The organism is Mucilaginibacter arboris, from assembly GCF_009754915.1.
GTDB classification, from domain to species: Bacteria; Bacteroidota; Bacteroidia; order Sphingobacteriales; family Sphingobacteriaceae; genus Mucilaginibacter_A; species Mucilaginibacter_A arboris.
In genome coordinates this window covers 150649-164429 of record NZ_WPIK01000008.1, presented here as the reverse complement: position 1 = coordinate 164429, position 13781 = coordinate 150649, and the positions used below count along the sequence as shown (strand labels likewise).

Genomic DNA, 13781 nt, shown 5'->3' with positions numbered 1-13781 from the left:
TGTAGAAATAAAAGTATTCAGGGTAAAAGAATGAGTGCATCGTTAATATTTTTTTCAATCCTCGTACTAATATTCTGATCCTCAGATTTCTCAAAAGGGTTCCCACTAATGTATTCATACAATTCGATGTAACGTTCTGAAATAGATTTTACTATTTCGATACTCATTTCAGGTATCTGCTGCCCTTCCTTCCCCGAAAACTGATGATCTAACAACCATTGTCGAACAAACTCTTTTGACAACTGTTTTTGTGGCCCGCCTTTTTGTTGCCGTTCTGCATAACCATCTTTGTAAAAATACCTTGACGAATCTGGTGTATGTATTTCATCAATTAAAAATATCTTTCCGTCTGCTTTGCCAAATTCGTATTTAGTGTCTACCAGTATTAAACCTCGTTCTGCGGCAATTTCTATACCGCGCTGAAATAAGGCTTGTGTAAATTTTTCTAACTGAATATAATCTGCTTCTGCCACTATACCTTTTGCTAAAATAGCTTCTCTGGATATATCTTCATCATGGCCAACAGCGGCTTTTGTAGTCGGCGTAATAATAGGTTCCGGCAACCGGTCATTTTCTTTTAAACCATCTGGCAGGTTCACACCACAGATGCTTCTTTTACCGGCAAAATATTCGCGCCAGGCATGGCCGGCCAGATAACCACGGATAACCATTTCTACTTTAAAGGGTTTGCAAATGCGGCCAATAGTTACACTTGGATCGGGAACAGCGATAACCCAATTGGGCACAATATCATCTGTTGCTTTTAAGAAACCGGCCGCAATCAGGTTAAGTACTTGTCCTTTATACGGTATTGGTTCGGGCAGCACTACATCAAAAGCAGAAATACGATCTGTTGCTACCATTACTAAATATTTATCTTTAATGGTATAAACATCCCTTACCTTGCCCCTGTAAAAATTAGTCTGGCCGGGAAAATTAAAATTAGTTTCTTTAATTGCGTTCATTAAGTAGTAGTAACAAGTATTTAGTATAAAGTAGCAAGAAATTGTATTTAATTTAATAAAGAATTGATGATAAGATTAATCTTTATGCTAAATATTTGCTACTTTAAAAACTATTGAATATCTCCGTAAGCTTCCAGGATGCGCCTTACCAGTTTATGCCTTACCACATCATCTCCCGTAAGGTAAATAATATCAATGCCTTTTATATCTGCCAAAATACGCAAAGCTGTATGCAAACCGGATTGCTGTTTTCGGGGAAGATCGATCTGGGTAACATCTCCGGTAACAATAAATTTTGCAGTTGGCCCCATCCTTGTTAAAAACATTTTTAACTGCATATCAGTAGCGTTTTGTGCTTCATCTAAAATTACAAAACAGTTATCCAAAGTACGGCCACGCATAAAAGCAAGCGGCGCAATTTCTATGGTGCGGTTTTCCAGGTATGCTTTTAAACGCTCTGCCGGGATCATATCATCCAGTGCATCGTATAATGGGCGTAAATAAGGGTCTATTTTCTCTTTCAAATCACCTGGTAAAAAACCCAGGTTCTCGCCGGCTTCTACTGCTGGCCTCGTTAAAATTATCCGCTTGATCTCTTTATTTTTAAGTGCCCTTACAGCCAGTGCAACCGCAGTATAAGTTTTCCCTGTACCTGCCGGGCCAATTGCAAAAAGCACATCGTTTTTACTGATGCTGTTGACCATGCGCTGCTGGTTAGCTGTACGGGCTTTAATCATCAGGCCGTTGGTACCAAATACAATTACCTCGCCCTGGCCTTTATCCTGCCCGTTTTGCTCAGGGGAAGCAGCCTGAACTGAACCTTTCGTGCTTAAAATACGTTCAACATCGTTCAGGTTCAGGTTCTGAAATTTTTCTATGTGTACAATCAGCTGGTTTAATTTTTCTTCAAAGTTTTTAATCTCTGCTTCATCACCCAAAACTTTAACCTCGTTGCCCCGGGCAACAATTTTTAACTTTGGATATTGCTTTTTTATAATCTCATAATGATCATTTTTAGACCCCCACAACATAGCAGGATTAATGGCGTCGATCGTTAAATTTAATTCGTTCAAGCTTTAAGAATTTTAGTTATCATTTTTTATGCTTAAAAATTTAATATTTGCAGCAGTTTATACCTATCCACAAGATTAGTAATAAATATTTAGAATTTTAATGGCAATTATAACTTTAACTACAGATTTGGGCGATAAGGACATCTATCAGGCTGCTCTGAAAGGTAGTATTTTAAAGCTTTTGCCAGATGTTACTATTGTAGATATAACACACTCTGTTTCAGCCTTTAATGTTCCTCAGGCTGCATTTATTCTCAAAAACAGTTATCATTACTTCCCGGAACATACCGTTCATCTCATCGGTATTGATACTGTTTACAACGAAGAAACGCGGTACATCGCTATCAGGTACCAAAACCATTATTTTGTTGGCGCAGATAACGGAATATTTTCGCTGATGTTTGATCGTATCCCGGATGAAATTGTGGAGATCAATATTTTGCAGGATTTAAAATTTCTTCATTTTCCTTTGGCTGATATTTTTGTAAAAGCTGCCTGCCATCTGGCAAAAAAAGGAAAACTGACAGCTATTGGCATACCAATTATCCGGCTGGAAAAAAAGATGACGCTGCAACCGGTTGTAGATCAAAACGTTGTTAAAGGAAGCGTAATTTATATCGATTCCTTTCAAAATGTAATTACCAACATCACCAAAGACCTTTTTACCGAAGTACAAAACGGACGGCAGTTTGTGCTGTATTTTAAACGAAACGAATCGATCAATAAACTAAGCTGGCATTATAACGAAGTGCCGGAAGGCGAAAAGTTGTGTTTGTTTGGCATTAGTAACCATTTGGAAATTGCCATTAACAAAGGAAACGCAAGCGGTTTATTAGGTTTAAATGTAGGCGATATTGTGCGGATTGAGTTTTTGTAGGAAGCAACTTTCAGGTTTGAGGTATCAGCAAAATAACCATCAACAATAATCTTATCTATTACCTATTATCCATGAACTATTATCTATCAACCATCATCTAAAACTACTTCTTTTACCGATGAAAAAACTGATACTTCTTTTATGCCTGCTTTTTATCGGCTTGGCAACATTTGCCCAGCAAACAGATTCACTGGCATACCAGCTTCAGCGTAAAAAAGTCAATAATTTATTAGGTAAAAGAAGCATCAAGTTCAATCAATATTTTCAAAGTTTGGATATGCACACTGGTATTTTTGGTTTGCAAACTAAGAAAGACATCCGCCGGTCTAATGAAATTTTGATGGACATTGTTCAAACAGACAATGCTGTTTTTAAGGAGTTAAAAATATTGTTGGATTATCGTACCACCGTTCAAAGCCAGGTATTAGACCGTTCCAAAGAATCGGAAAACCGCAATACTTCTTTTATGGGCACTATTAATAAGTTGCGTAACCAGACCGAAAAATTGCAGGCAGAAGCCGAACAATACCACAAAGAGGCAGAAAATTTAAAAAAATTACTGTTTGTTGCAGCCGCGCTTATTTTGCTCCTTACTTTTTTAATCATCAGGATTAAGTCAAGTAAACGCCGCTGAATTGCCAGAGCCAAACATTTTTAATAAACTCGTTGCTTTTACCAGAATTAATTAAAAAATGGCCAGAGCGCGATTAAATAGTGGCAATACCCAGGAACAAGATTTGCCAAAAGCAAAAATAAACCGGGAAAGCCTTGAAAAAATAACAAAACTACTGGTTTACTTAAAGCCTTACCGCGGAAAATTTTTCTCAGCTTTGGTTTTCCTTTTTTTAACCAGTTTAACCGGTTTGGCGTTTCCGTCTTTTTTGGGCGCTTTAATAGATGCCGCACAAGGCAAACAACGTTACGCTTTCCTTCCGCCAACTGTTAATGCCATCGGTTCCCTCGCTTTTATTGTACTGTTTGTACAGGCCCTGGTTTCATACTTCCGGGTAATTTGGTTTGTACAGGTTGCCGAAAACGCATTAGCAGATATTCGCCGGGATACTTATTTTAAGCTGATTACGCTTCCGATGAATTTCTTCAATAATCGTCGTGTAGGAGAATTGAACAGTCGGATTTCTGCTGATCTTTCTCAAATTCAGGATGCGATTACTACAACTTTAGCCGAAATGATTAGGCAACTGGTCCTGATGATCGGCGGCGTAATTCTATTAGCCATTTTTTCCATCAAACTAACGTTAACCTTACTGCTGATTTTGCCCGTGCTAATTGTGGTTGCCGTTTTTTTCGGAAGGTTTATCCGGAAGATTTCCCGGCAGGCGCAGGATAAATTAGCAGAATCAAACACCATTGTAGAAGAAACTTTACAGGGGATTTCTAACGTAAAAGCATTTGTAAACGAAGCATTTGAAGCCGGAAGATATGAGAAAAAAATACGGGAAGTTGCCGGAATTGCAGTTCGGGGCGCTAAATTTCGCGGTTTGTTTGCGTCTTTTATTGTGTTTTGTTTGTTCGGTGCAATTGTAGCAGTAATTTGGTACGGATCGGTTTTGGTTAGCCGTGGCGAAATGTCTGTCGGCAACCTCACTACTTTTATTTTGTATTCCATTTTTGTTGGTGCAGCGATGGGAAGTTTCCCGGAACTGTACGCCGGATTGCAAAAAGCAGTTGGTGCAAGCGAGCGCGTTTTAGAAATTTTAGGCGAACAAGGCGAAGCTATTTCCATTAAAATTGCCGATAACGCTATTAATCAATCTATAACCGGAAATCTTAATTTTGATAAGGTTGTTTTTGCTTATCCTTCGCGTGCAGAAATTACGGTGCTAAACGAAGTATCATTCAGTGCAGGTTCGGGCGAAAGAATTGCTATTGTTGGCCCAAGCGGAGCCGGAAAATCTACCATTGCCGGTTTAATCCTTCAGTTTTACCACCCGCAAAAAGGTTCCATTTTGTTTGATGGCAAGCCGTCTTCCTCCTATTCGCTTACAGATATTCGTAACCAGGTTGCCATTGTTCCCCAGGATGTTTTGCTTTTTGGAGGAACAATACGCGAAAACATTGCTTACGGAAAGTTAAGTTCTACCGAAGAAGAAATTGTAAAAGCAGCACAACGGGCAAATGCGCATCAATTTATTGCTTCTTTTCCCGAAGGTTATGATACCATTGTTGGCGAACGCGGTGTTAAATTATCAGGCGGACAACGGCAACGGATTGCAATTGCAAGAGCTTTATTAAAGAACCCTTCCATTTTGATTTTGGATGAAGCAACATCTTCATTAGATTCAGAATCAGAACGTTTGGTGCAGGAAGCACTGGAAGAACTGATGAAAAACCGTACTTCCATCATCATTGCGCATCGTTTATCTACCATCCGCGAAGCAGATAAAATTATTGTACTGGAAAAAGGAAAAGTGAAAGAAAGCGGTACACACGAAGAACTGATGATGCACAAAAGCGGCCTTTATCGTTATCTTAGCAGCTTGCAGTTTGAAGTTTAAGCCGGAGTTTTAACCGGCATGCTTCTTTTACCGATAAAAAAACAGCGCCTATATGCGCAGAAAGATACTGAATGAAATTAACGATTTGGGGTGCAGCCGAACAGGTTACCGGAAGTATGCACCTATTGACTACTGAAGATAATTATAAGATTTTAATAGATTGTGGTTTAGATTATGAGCGCGACCACAACGTACAATTAAACGAAGATTTTCCTTTTAATCCCGGCGAAATTGATCTGGTGATTTTAACCCATGCACACATTGACCACTCTGGCAATTTACCAACTTTGGTAAGGATGGGTTTTGAAGGACAAATTTTATGTACACCGCCAACTGCAGAATTAGCAGAATTACTGCTGATGGATTCTGTTAATATTTTTATGCACAAAGCACAAAAAAACAGGAAACATCGCGGACATAAAAGACGTGACGGCAGCAGAACAATGCAGCCTTTATACTTACAAAAACACGTTTCAGAAACGATTGACCGTTTTGTAACGATTGGTTTTAACAAGCCTTTTCGCATTAATAACAGCATCGAGTTAACTTTTATTCCGGTTGGGCATTTGCTTGGCGCTGCTGCCGCTGCTTTTAAAATCACTGAGAACGGCGAAGAAAAAACCATCACATTCACAGGAGATATTGGCAGAAAAAATTACCCAACCTTACGCGATCCGCAAACGCTTCCCCCAACAAATTACCTGGTTTCCGAATCTACTTATGGCGGACGTAATCATTCCAAAGGAAAAACAGTTGAAGAAGTTCTGACAGAAACCATAGAAAAATGTTGTGTAAAAGAAGCAGGCCGGCTAATTATTCCGGCGTTTAGTATTGGCCGTACACAGGCTTTGGTTTTTTCACTTAATAAAATATTTTCTAAAGGCTTGCTTCCTCCAATCAAGGTTTTTGTAGATAGTCCGATGGCAAATTCATCTACCGGAATATTTAGAAAACATCATGATCTGCTGAGTGAAGAATCGCAGGAATTTTATCGAAAATCCGGAGACCAGTTCGAGTTTGATAACCTGGTTTATGTGGAAAATTTGAAAGACAGCCGACAGGTTTCTAATTATTTTGAGCCTTGCATCATTATTTCGTCTGCAGGAATGCTCGAAGGCGGCCGTATCCAGGACCATTTATTTCACAATATCCAGAATTATTATTGTACCATTTTATTTATCGGTTATTGTGCGAAAGGAACTTTAGGTTTCCGTTTGCTTCGCGGAGACCCGATTGTTCATATCAAAGACCGCGACCTGGCTGTTTATGCAACCATTAAGCAAACCGATTTGTTCAGCGCTCATGGCGACCATGATGACTTGGTAAATACTGTAAAACAAATAGATTCAACACAACTTAAACAGGTTTTTCTCGTACACGGGGAAACAACGAGTATGCAAGCTTTGGCTGATACTTTAACCGAAGATGGTTATCAAGTAACGGCTGCAAAAAAGGGGGTTGCATACCAATTGTAGATACTTTTTGTATAAAAAAACTATATATGAATAAAAATTTAACCTTTCGCAGGGCAATTATTGCACTTGCCATGCTTCTTTTATGCGGTATTTTTTTGCAATCGTGTACAGAAGAAATGCCGATTTTAGTTCCCCGGTCTAAAGCAATAAATGGTAGCGTTATTGTTTTAAACATCAGAAATAAAGCTTATACCATAAGAAACGAAAATCCCGGCTTTGTTTATTTTACCAACATTACACCAGGTTCGGGAAATAACCTATCTCAGCAATATGGTATTGCAGGTAGTGATGGAAGCCCAACTAATCCACTTGATTGCATTATTAATTTCAATGCTGACAGCGTTCATGCAGGTAACTATATTCTTAGCACCTCGCAGGTTAATTACAATAACGTAACTTACACAACAAGTAACCCTTCCGGAAATGCTAAATTTAAGGTAAATCAGCTCAATGCTGCTGCTAATACAACCAGCGGAAGTTTTGCCTATTATTTATATGATTCTGTTTTCATTCCAACAGATTCTATTTATGTAAGCGGCACTTTTAGTATTACAAAATAAAAAATGGCATCCTGAAATTATTTCAGGATGCCATTTGTGCTATTATTAGCTGTTTATTTATTAAAAAACTGAACAATCAAATTAGCAAGCTCCACGCCTATTCTTTCCTGCGCTTCGTTGGTTGATGCGCCGATGTGTGGGGTTAAAGAAATTTTAGGGTGAGTTAAAAGGTCCTGACGTGGGGTTGGTTCATTATCAAAAACATCCAGTCCGGCAAAAGCTAATTTTCCGCTGTTTAAAGCTTCCAGTAAAGCATCTTCATCAATTGTTCCGCCGCGTGAAGCATTTACTACCGCAGCACCTTTTTTCATTGCCGCAAATTCTTCAGTGCCTAAAATTGGTTTTTCGCTGAAGGGCGTATGCAAACTGATGAAATCGCTTTGCGCGATCACTTCTTCTTTGGATGCTGCTTTTACCGTTACTTTTACCAATTGCCCATCGCCCAGCTCAATGGCAATTTCCGGTTCAAAAGAGTATAAATCGTAAGCCAGAACTTTCATTCCAAGCCCCATAGCTACTTTTGCTACTTCGCGGCCAATCCGTCCAAAGCCTAAAATACCAATTGTTTTGCCGCGCAGTTCAATGCCTTTTGCGTATGCTTTTTTTAGCTCATTAAATTTGGTATTGCCTTCTGCCGGCATTTTGCGGTTGCTGTCTTGCAAAAAACGGATACCGGTAAACAGGTGTGCAAAAACCAGTTCGGCAACAGAAAGCGAAGAAGATGCAGGTGTATTTACTACTGCAACACCTTTAGAACGTGCGTATTCTACATCAATATTATCCATTCCTACGCCGCCGCGGCCAATCAATTTTAAATTTGGACAGGCATCTATTAAAGCCTGGCGTACTTTGGTAGCACTTCTTACCGTAATTGCATCAAAGTTGTTTAGTTGCTGCGGCAAAAGTTCTTGCGGAATATGCTCGGTTTCTACAATAAAACCAACCGCTTCCAACAATGCTTTTCCTGCGGGGTCAATCCCGTCATTTGCTAATATCCTGATCATTAATATTTTATGTTGATAAAAGAAGTATCTGTTATTTATTTTTCTCGGCAAACTCCTGCATCACCTCAACCAAAGCCTGAATGCTGCTAATTGGCAAGGCATTGTAAATAGAAGCACGGAAACCGCCCGCACTGCGGTGGCCTTTAATACCAACCAGGCCACGTTCTTCGGCGAATTTTAAAAATGGTTTCTCCAGTTCTGGTTTTTCCATTACGAAGCAAACATTCATTACAGAACGGTCTTCCGGAACGCAAACACCTTTAAATAAAGGGTTACGGTCTATCTCTTCATAAAGCAATTTTGCTTTGGCTTCGTTTGCTTTGGCAATTGCTGCAACGCCGCCTTTTGCTTTGATCCAGCGTAAAGTAAGCATAGAAACATAAATAGCAAAAACCGGAGGCGTATTGTACATCGAGCCGTTATCAATATGCATTTGGTAATTCAGCATAGAAGGGATTTGACGTTCGGCTTTTCCTAACAAATCATTTTTTACAATCACCAGGGTTGCTCCTGCCGGTCCCATGTTTTTTTGTGCACCGGCATAAATCAACCCAAAGTCAGCAACATTAATTTCACGGCTGAAAATATCTGACGACATATCGCAAACCATAGGAACTTCTGATTTTGGAAATTCATGTAACTGTGTACCATAAATGGTATTGTTAGACGTTACATGAAAGTAAACCGCATCCGAAGGCACTTCATAATTTTTAGGGATTTGTTTAAAATTGTTTTCTTTATCCGTAGCAACTACTACAGGCGTTCCAAAAAACTTAGCTTCTTTAATAGCTTTGTTTGCCCAAACACCTGTTTCTAAATAAGCTGCCTTTTTATCTTGCGGCAACAAATTATAAGGCACCATGGCAAATTGCAAACTTGCGCCACCTTGTAAAAACAGAACGGAATAACCTTCCGGTACGTTCAGTAATTCTTTAACCAGGCTTACGGCTTCGTTCAGCACGGCTTCGAACTCTGGCGACCGATGCGAAATTTCTAATAATGATAAGCCTGTTCCATTTAAATCAAGAACTGCTTCTGCGGATTGTTTAAGTACCTCGTGTGGTAAAATACCCGGACCTGCACCAAAATTATGCTTCATGTGTTTAATTTATTTAGCCGGAAAACAAGAAATGATTTAGGAAACACCGGCGGGGCTAATTTAGATATTTAGAATTAGTGAAAGAAGTTTTTTGCGGATATTTTAACAAACAGTAGAAATAATTTTCATCCTAAGCAGCAATTTGCTACTTCTTTTAAGGATGTTTTAATTGGAAGATAGCCTGGGCAGGATCAGCAGCAGCAAAAACCGAGCTGCCTGCAACCAGAACGTTTGCCCCTGCCTGCAATAAATCTTTACAGTTTTCATTGCTAATGCCTCCGTCAACCTCTATTTTTAATTTTGGGTTCCTGTTTCTGCTAAGCTCTTTTAAATCGTATAGTTTTTTATAAGTGTTCTGGATAAATTTTTGTCCGCCAAAACCAGGATTAACAGACATGATCAGTACGAGGTCTAAATCTGTAATAATATCTTCCAGAAAATTAACAGGTGTATGTGGGTTTAGAGCAACACCAGCAGTACAACCTGCACTTTTTATGGCTTGTATCGTCCGGTTTAAATGAGTGCAAGCTTCGTAATGAACGGTAATATTGGAAGCACCGGCTTTTGCAAATTCCTCGATATACGAATCCGGGTTAATAATCATCAGATGAACATCGATTGGTTTTGTGGTTAAAGGTTTAACAGCTTTTAGAATTGGGAAACCAAAAGAAATATTCGGAACAAAAACACCATCCATCACATCAAAATGTATCCAGTCGGCTTCGCTTCTGTTCAGCATTTCTATATCCTGTTGTAAATTGCCAAAATTTGCCGAAAGAATAGACGGCGCAATCAGATGTTCCATGCTTCAAATATAAAGATATGTACAAAACTACAGCTATGGTTTAGTTTTGCAGATGCCGACTTGCTTAATAAAAGTATTGATGCTTCTTTTACCAGGGTAAAATATAGGAGTTTGCAGCAGAACAATAATACAGTTAACAGGTTTATTGGAAAAAACGATCTATGACCTTCGAACCGATACATGTGCCGTACTGTTACAATGAACAGGACGCGGCAGAACAAAAGGTAATTTTTGCTTTAGGACAATTAGGAGAAGCAACTGCAGAAGAGGTAGTTATCAAACTAAAACAAGCAAATACGGATGAAAAGATTACCGATGCTGAAGCAGAAAAAATCCTGAAAAATTTATACGATCAGGGTTTGATTAAAGCTGAAAGTTACGAGGGCAAATTCCATTACAACCTAAGTAAAATTTTAAAACCAAATGCTGGCCGAATTGATTTAAACGATGTTAAAGATGCTTTGTAATGCTTCTTTTATCGGCATAAAATTTTAATCTATAAAAAATGCCCTTACCAAAAGATAAGGGCATTTTTAGAAATTGTACTTTAAAATTCCGGGATTACCTGGTTACCCATATAATAATTAGTGCCAGAACAAGAAGTATTAATAAAACAATACCAATGCCGACAATTTTTGAGCCTGCTTTTTTTTCCTGTTCTGCCATTGGCTTCTTATTTTATGCTGATAAAAACAGTATGTGTTAAATTTATTACAGATAAGATTCCAAAACGTTGTTACGTGAGGTATGCCTTAAACGTTGTAATGCTTTATCTTTTAACTGGCGAACGCGTTCTCTGGTAATCATAAAACGCTCACCAATTTCTTCTAAAGATTGCGGTGTCCCTGATCCTAAACCAAAGAATAAAATGATTACTTCTCTGTCGCGTTCTGGTAAAGAGGAAAGCGAACGCATTACTTCCATAGAAAGTGATTCCTGGATCATGCTGTTATCTGTTGCAGGGTCGCCATGTTGTAAAACATCCAGCAAGGTATTTTCTTCTCCCTGAACAAAAGGCGCATCCATAGAAACATGACGGCCGGAATTGTTTAAAGAATCTGCAATCCTTTCTTCTGTTGTTTCCAGATCAACAGCTAATTCTGCCGGTGTTGGCTCACGTTCAAATTCCTGTTCCAAACGGGAATAGGCTTTCCTTATCTTGCTTAAAGAACCAACCTGGTTTAAAGGCAAACGTACAATACGTGACTGTTCTGCAACAGCAGATAAAATAGATTGACGGATCCACCAAACAGCATAAGAAATAAATTTAAAGCCTTTGGTTTCATCAAAACGTTTGGCTGCTTTTATTAAACCCAGGTTTCCTTCATTAATTAAATCGCCTAATGTAAGCCCTTGGTTTTGATATTGTTTGGCTACAGAAACTACAAATCGTAAATTTGCTTTAGTTAAACGTTCTAAAGCAGCCTGGTCCCCTTCTCTTATTTTTTGGGTAAGAATAACTTCTTCCTGGGCAGTGATGAGATCTACCTTTCCGATCTCTGTAAGATATTTATCCAGCGATTGTGATTCGCGGTTGGTAATAGACTGTGATATTTTGAGTTGTCTCATAATTTATAAAACTTAGCTTAACAGAATGTTAGCTTTAAAAAAATTAACGGTAGGGTTAAAACTTTAAAAATAAAGTTGCAAAGATACCATTCTTTCTTCTGACTAACGATACTTGCCCAATAATGTTTTCATTTCTAAACATTATTTGACAAATAGAATATATTATGTATTTTTTTTAGTACACCATTTAAACGTTGTACCTATACATTATATTTTCTGAAAAAGCTTTGGGTCAGTCACCTTTACGTCATTATAAATAGAGAGGTTACATGCGAATTTTATGCTGATAAAAGAAGTATGTTAAACTTGTATCATCCAATCAGGATTATTTTACTGGTCAAACTTTTCCAGCAGTTTTAGCAATGTTTCAAAATCTTTAGGATAAGGGGCTTGTACTGTAATTTCTTCTTCAGGATTAATTTTAAAGCTGATTTCGAAGGCATGCAAGGCAAAACGTTTCATAATTGGCAGTTCCTCCTGCTCCTTGCTTAACCGGTAATTTCTTTTTAGTTCTGATAGAAATACAGGTTTTCCTTTATACATTTCATCACCAGCAATCGAAGCCCGTTGTGTTGCTAAATGGATGCGGATCTGGTGCATTCGCCCTGTTACCGGCCGGCATTCTACCAATGTATAATGTTTAAAATAACGAAGGGAATTAAACCAGGTTTCGGCGCGTTTGCCTTCCTGCCTGCTAATGGTAACATTGCCTTTTCCTACATTTAAGATTGGTAAATCAATCAATAGGTTTTCAAAAACGTGCGTTCCATCAATTATGGCGTGATATACTTTTTTTACCTGCCTTTTTTCAAACTGCATAGAAACAGAGCGGTAGGCTTCGGGGTTTTTGGCGATTATTAATGCGCCTGAAGTTTCTTTATCTAACCTGTGGCAAATTTGTGCATCTGCCCAGTAATTTTTTGCTAAACGGAGCAAATTGATATCGCCTCCTTCCCTTTCATCCAACGAGCTTAAAAAAGGTGGCTTGTTTACAACAATTACATCATCATTTTCAAACAGGACCAGGTCCTGAAATTTAGGAATTTTCATCTGCGGCAAATATCGCAGATTTACGGCGTTTTACAGCAACTCAAATTTGTAACCTACTCCTTTTACTGTAGAAACATATTTTTCGCCAAGTTTTTCCCGTATTTTCCTGATGTGTACATCAATAGTCCGATTGGTTACCACAACAGAATCTTCCCAAATATTTTTTAAAATAGATTCGCGTGTATAAACTTTACCAGGTTTTGAAGCAAGCAAATAAAGCAGTTCGAATTCTTTTTTGGCGAGTACTACTTTTTCTCCGCCCTGAAAAACCATAAATGCTTCCCGGTCAATTACCAAATCGCCAATTTCCAGTTTATTGTCTGGTGTTTCATCCGAAGGCTGGTTCCTTCTTAAAATAGCATTGATACGGCTAACCAAAGCACGCGGCTTAATAGGTTTGGCAATGTAATCATCGGCACCAACATTAAAACCTGCAATTTCTGAGTATTCTTCGCTCCTTGCTGTTAAAAACACCATAAAAGTTGTTTTAAACTCCGGCATAGTGCGCATAATGCGGCAAGCTTCAATGCCGTCCATTTTTGGCATCATTACATCTAAAATAATCAGGTCGGGCAATACTTTTTTTGCTTCTACTACGGCTTCCTGTCCGTTATGCGCTACAAAAACCTGGTAACCTTCTTTGTTCAGGTTGTATTCAATCAGCTCCAAAATATCCGGTTCATCGTCAACAATCAGGATCTTTTGTTTGGAATTACTCATTTTCTTAATTTTATGTAAATGTAGCGGCTAAAAAAGGATCCTGGTGTTAAATTTCTATTAAGTAATTA

General features: G+C 38.5%; 14 protein-coding genes. 6 read left to right on the top strand and 8 right to left on the bottom strand.

Going from position 1 to position 13781, the window contains the following annotated elements; all coding sequences use genetic code 11:
• Nucleotides 1-17 precede the first annotated feature (17 nt).
• Both GO621_RS10580 and GO621_RS10575 read right to left on the bottom strand, forming a co-directional pair.
• Nucleotides 18-965: a phosphoribosylaminoimidazolesuccinocarboxamide synthase gene (locus GO621_RS10580; protein WP_157566803.1), complete on the bottom strand. Its 948-nt coding sequence runs from the start codon at nt 963-965 to the stop codon at nt 18-20.
• 110 nt (nt 966-1075) lie between these two features.
• Entirely contained in the window at nt 1076-2038 is a 963-nt protein-coding gene (locus GO621_RS10575) for a PhoH family protein (protein WP_157566801.1), read from the bottom strand.
• Nucleotides 2039-2138: 100 nt separating this feature from the next.
• Between GO621_RS10575 and GO621_RS10570 the strand changes: the two genes are divergently transcribed.
• The 5 genes from GO621_RS10570 to GO621_RS10550 all read left to right on the top strand — a co-directional run bounded on the left by GO621_RS10570 (nt 2139) and on the right by GO621_RS10550 (nt 7466).
• On the top strand, nt 2139-2915 hold the full coding sequence (locus GO621_RS10570) for an SAM hydrolase/SAM-dependent halogenase family protein (RefSeq protein ID WP_157566799.1): 777 nt from the start codon (nt 2139-2141) through the stop codon (nt 2913-2915).
• A 118-nt stretch (nt 2916-3033) separates the two neighbouring features.
• On the top strand, nt 3034-3549 hold the full coding sequence (locus GO621_RS10565) for a hypothetical protein (RefSeq protein ID WP_157566797.1): 516 nt from the start codon (nt 3034-3036) through the stop codon (nt 3547-3549).
• Nucleotides 3550-3607: 58 nt separating this feature from the next.
• Nucleotides 3608-5431, top strand: coding sequence for an ABC transporter ATP-binding protein (locus GO621_RS10560; protein ID WP_157566795.1), 1824 nt, complete (start codon nt 3608-3610; stop codon nt 5429-5431).
• A 71-nt stretch (nt 5432-5502) separates the two neighbouring features.
• On the top strand, nt 5503-6906 hold the full coding sequence (locus tag GO621_RS10555; RefSeq protein ID WP_157566793.1) for an MBL fold metallo-hydrolase: 1404 nt from the start codon (nt 5503-5505) through the stop codon (nt 6904-6906).
• Nucleotides 6907-6932: 26 nt separating this feature from the next.
• The gene (locus GO621_RS10550; protein ID WP_157566791.1) at nt 6933-7466 is read left to right on the top strand and encodes a hypothetical protein; all 534 of its coding nucleotides are present in this window, start codon (nt 6933-6935) and stop codon (nt 7464-7466) included.
• 53 nt (nt 7467-7519) lie between these two features.
• On the opposite strand, the gene GO621_RS10545 is transcribed toward GO621_RS10550, so the two are convergent.
• From GO621_RS10545 to rpe, 3 genes are all read right to left on the bottom strand, one after another.
• Nucleotides 7520-8470: a D-2-hydroxyacid dehydrogenase gene (locus GO621_RS10545; protein ID WP_157566789.1), complete on the bottom strand. Its 951-nt coding sequence runs from the start codon at nt 8468-8470 to the stop codon at nt 7520-7522.
• Between the two features lie 31 nt (nt 8471-8501).
• Nucleotides 8502-9569 carry a 3-phosphoserine/phosphohydroxythreonine transaminase gene (gene serC / locus GO621_RS10540; RefSeq protein WP_157566787.1) on the bottom strand — a complete coding sequence of 356 codons (1068 nt, stop codon included), beginning with the start codon at nt 9567-9569 and terminating at the stop codon, nt 8502-8504.
• Nucleotides 9570-9723: 154 nt separating this feature from the next.
• Nucleotides 9724-10374: a ribulose-phosphate 3-epimerase gene (rpe, locus tag GO621_RS10535; RefSeq protein WP_157566785.1), complete on the bottom strand. Its 651-nt coding sequence runs from the start codon at nt 10372-10374 to the stop codon at nt 9724-9726.
• A 161-nt stretch (nt 10375-10535) separates the two neighbouring features.
• Between rpe and GO621_RS10530 the strand changes: the two genes are divergently transcribed.
• On the top strand, nt 10536-10841 hold the full coding sequence (locus tag GO621_RS10530; RefSeq protein ID WP_157566783.1) for a hypothetical protein: 306 nt from the start codon (nt 10536-10538) through the stop codon (nt 10839-10841).
• Nucleotides 10842-11085: 244 nt separating this feature from the next.
• On the opposite strand, the gene GO621_RS10525 is transcribed toward GO621_RS10530, so the two are convergent.
• From GO621_RS10525 to GO621_RS10515, 3 genes are all read right to left on the bottom strand, one after another.
• Nucleotides 11086-11943 (bottom strand): sigma-70 family RNA polymerase sigma factor, encoded by an 858-nt coding sequence (locus GO621_RS10525; RefSeq protein ID WP_157566781.1) that lies wholly within the window; start codon nt 11941-11943, stop codon nt 11086-11088.
• Between the two features lie 330 nt (nt 11944-12273).
• On the bottom strand, nt 12274-12993 hold the full coding sequence (locus tag GO621_RS10520) for an RluA family pseudouridine synthase (protein WP_157566779.1): 720 nt from the start codon (nt 12991-12993) through the stop codon (nt 12274-12276).
• 30 nt (nt 12994-13023) lie between these two features.
• Nucleotides 13024-13713 (bottom strand): response regulator transcription factor, encoded by a 690-nt coding sequence (locus GO621_RS10515; protein WP_157566777.1) that lies wholly within the window; start codon nt 13711-13713, stop codon nt 13024-13026.
• Between the last annotated feature and the right edge of the window lie 68 nt (nt 13714-13781).